At 55.2% G+C, this 2,956-nt stretch carries 1 protein-coding gene, 1 pseudogene and 1 riboswitch; the gene and the pseudogene both read right to left on the bottom strand.

Translation table 11 applies throughout. The annotated features are described in order from the left end of the window. Positions 1-1,028 (bottom strand): IS4 family transposase (locus tag GX466_08485; protein ID NLH94230.1); only part of this gene is annotated, 1,028 nt, incomplete at its 3' end. 84 nt (positions 1,029-1,112) lie between these two features. Continuing rightward, positions 1,113-2,200: pseudogene (locus tag GX466_08480) on the bottom strand (IS630 family transposase). A gap of 417 nt (positions 2,201-2,617) precedes the next feature. Next, a riboswitch (cyclic di-GMP riboswitch) is annotated at positions 2,618-2,710 on the top strand. Positions 2,711-2,956 lie beyond the last annotated feature (246 nt).

Raw genomic sequence — 2,956 nt, 5'->3', positions numbered from 1 at the left:
TGGAACCGGGAACGGTGCTTGAGGTACTTCAGCACGAGGATCGCGATCAATGCTGTCCAAATCTGGGTCAAGAGCGTATCGGCGGATGTCCCCACGAAGGTCTTGATCTTCAGGTTCTGCTTGATCGTCTTGAAAAAGATCTCGATCTGCCAGCGGTCCTTGTAGAGGGCCGCAATCGTCGTGGCCCCGAAGGCCAGATGGCTGGTCAGCAGCACGATCACCTGCTCGTTGGCGTCGTCCCAGAGCTCGATCCGCCTCAGTTGCTCCGGATACTTCTTGCGGGTGTAGTGCCCCAGCAGCTCGATGGTGTCATCCCGCAGGATGTTGCGGTTCTTCGGACCCGCCCGTTCCTCCACGATCCGGTAATGGGCGTTGCCCTTCGGGCGGGTCACAAAGAACACCCCGGCCTCATCCCAGGTGCGGAAGAGCTTGAAAACGACATAGCCCCGGTCCACCACCACGATCGAGCCGCCCGGGAAGTTCAGCGTATGGGCGAGCGGGATCTCGTGGACCCTGCCGGTCGTGATGCAGGCAAACACGGGCAGATAGCCCTCATGGTCCAAAAGCAGGAGAAGCTGCACGGCCCCCTTGGTCTGCCGGTACTTGGCCCAGCCGAACAGGCCTGCGCACAGCCGGATGAGCGTGGCATCGAGGCTGAAGAGCCGGTTGTGGAACCGGAACGTCCGTTTGCCGACCGCCACCTGCTGGCAACGGCCCAGGATCTGATAAAACAGCTTCTCGTAGAACTGCCCGGGCCGGTGTTCGTCGGCGTAAGCCAGGGCCGAGCGTCTCGGGGCCTTCTGGATGCCCAGATGCCGGGCCTTGCCGAAACAACTGGCCAAGCCCCCGCAGATCTCCCGGAGGGAATGGGCCTGTCCCAACTGACAGAACAGCATGGCCACGAACGGGTCCCGGCAGTCAAAACCCTTGGCGCCTCGATCGGCCCGGGTGGCCTCCACGGCTTCAAAGAACTCGCGACGCGGAAATAGGGGTAGAAGTTGACCGAAAATGCTGCTACATCGGTTCACGAGGGTGCCTCCTTTCAGGGTTCGTATTCTTTGTGACAAAGAAACTTCTCCCTGATCGTGTGCACCCTTTTCAATTGCGAAAACCTAGTGTCTTGTCCTAGAAAAATATTTACATAGCCGTTCGATTTTCCGGAGGATCGAATCGGCGGTGGCGGTCCAGACAAAAGGTTTTGCTTTCGGGTTGTAGGCACGAACGAAGCGGTCGATTTTGGCCACGAGGTCCTTGACGCCGCGGAAGCTGCCTCGTCGGATCGCCTGCTGGGTGATCAGGTTGAACCAGATCTCCACTTGATTGAGCCAGGAGGCGTAGGTCGGCGTATAGTGAATGTGATAACGAGGCCGGGAGGCCAGCCATTGTTTGACCTTGGGATGTTTGTGCGTGGCATAGTTGTCGACGACCAAATGGAGGTCCAAATCCTTCGGGACGCTTTGGTCGATTTGGTTGAGGAACTGGAGAAACTCCTGATGCCGGTGTCGCGGCTTGCACACGGTTGTTACCTGACCCGAAGCCACGTCCAATGCGGCAAACAGGGTCGTGGTGCCGTGGCGCAGGTAATCGTGCGTCACCCCTTCGACGTAGCCCATGCCCAAGGGCAAGAACGGTTGTGTTCGCTCCAGGGCCTGCACTTGACTCTTCTCGTCGACGCAGAGCACCATGGCCTTGTCGGGGGGGGGTTCAGATATAACCCGACGATGTCCCGGACCTTCTCGACGAAGAACGGATCCGTGGAGAGCTTGAAGTGCTTTTGTCGGTGGGGCTGAAGCCCGAAGGTCGACCACACACGCTGTACGGTGGACTTCGACAGCCCCGTTTCCCGGCTCAGCAATCGGCAGCTCCAGTGCGTGGCGCCGTTCGGCCGGGTCTCGAGGGTTTGCCGGATCAGCCGGGCGATCTGATCGTCGTCGATGGTGCGCGGCGCTCCCGGCCGCAACTCCTCGTAGAGGCCCATGAGGCCCTGGTCGATGAAGCGTTTGCGCCACTTGATGACCGATGGACGGGAAAGTCCCACGGCGGTGGAGATCGCGCTGTTGGTCATGCCTTCGGCGGCCATCAGCACGATGCGTGCCCGCCGGGTGAGGCCTTGCGGCAAGGAACGGGATCGAACCATCGCAGTCAATTGGTCGCGCAACTCTGGTGTCAAGGTCACATCCTGCTGGGGTTGTCTCGCCATAGGGCCCTCCTTTTTCGGATTTTGTTGACCCTATCACAGGAGAACTCATATATGAAGTTATTTACGGGACATTACACTAGTATATAGCGCTGTCATCGTCGATATTCGGCGAATGCTAAACATGTCGAAGTAAGAACCCTTCATGTAAAAAATGTTTCATTCAGGGTGACTTAGAGAAGAAATCAGTTTAAGATGTATGGTATTTCCTTCATCTGTCAGGGAAGGTCCATCCTCACCTTCACTTTGCACTCATATTAAGCCAATGAAAACAATATGTTGGGAATATGTCCTAACATGGTACAACTCTTGCTGGAAGCTAGTGCGAAATGTAATCGGAAGATTGTACTGATCGGGTGCCGACGATTTAATTCTCATTAAAGTTTTTTCAGTCTAATGGCGATAGAGATGACGAGAAATACATGATAAAGGCAAACCGGTCGAAAGACATCGACGCAAAGCTTCTGGCCTACATTCGCTAAGAATACAGAATATGGCAACAGGGTTGCCAAGTGATGTCAGCACACGTCCTCTCGAATAAATCTTTCCATCACATTCCATGGCTTGTTCGATCTAGAACCATGTTCTTGTCTTGTATTCCGCTGCAGTCATTCCCCGATCTGTAACACAGTCGATGGAGGTTAACCCTATGACCATATGCAGGAATAAGTTCTCCCATTTGGGACGAAAATTTTCATCACATTCTTTTATGAAGACCGCTGTGATAGTTTATTTCGCGGCCATACTTCTATATACACC

The organism is Candidatus Cloacimonadota bacterium (assembly GCA_012516855.1).
Lineage (GTDB): Bacteria > Cloacimonadota > Cloacimonadia > Cloacimonadales > Cloacimonadaceae > Syntrophosphaera.
This window is presented reverse-complemented; position numbering and strand designations above follow the sequence as displayed.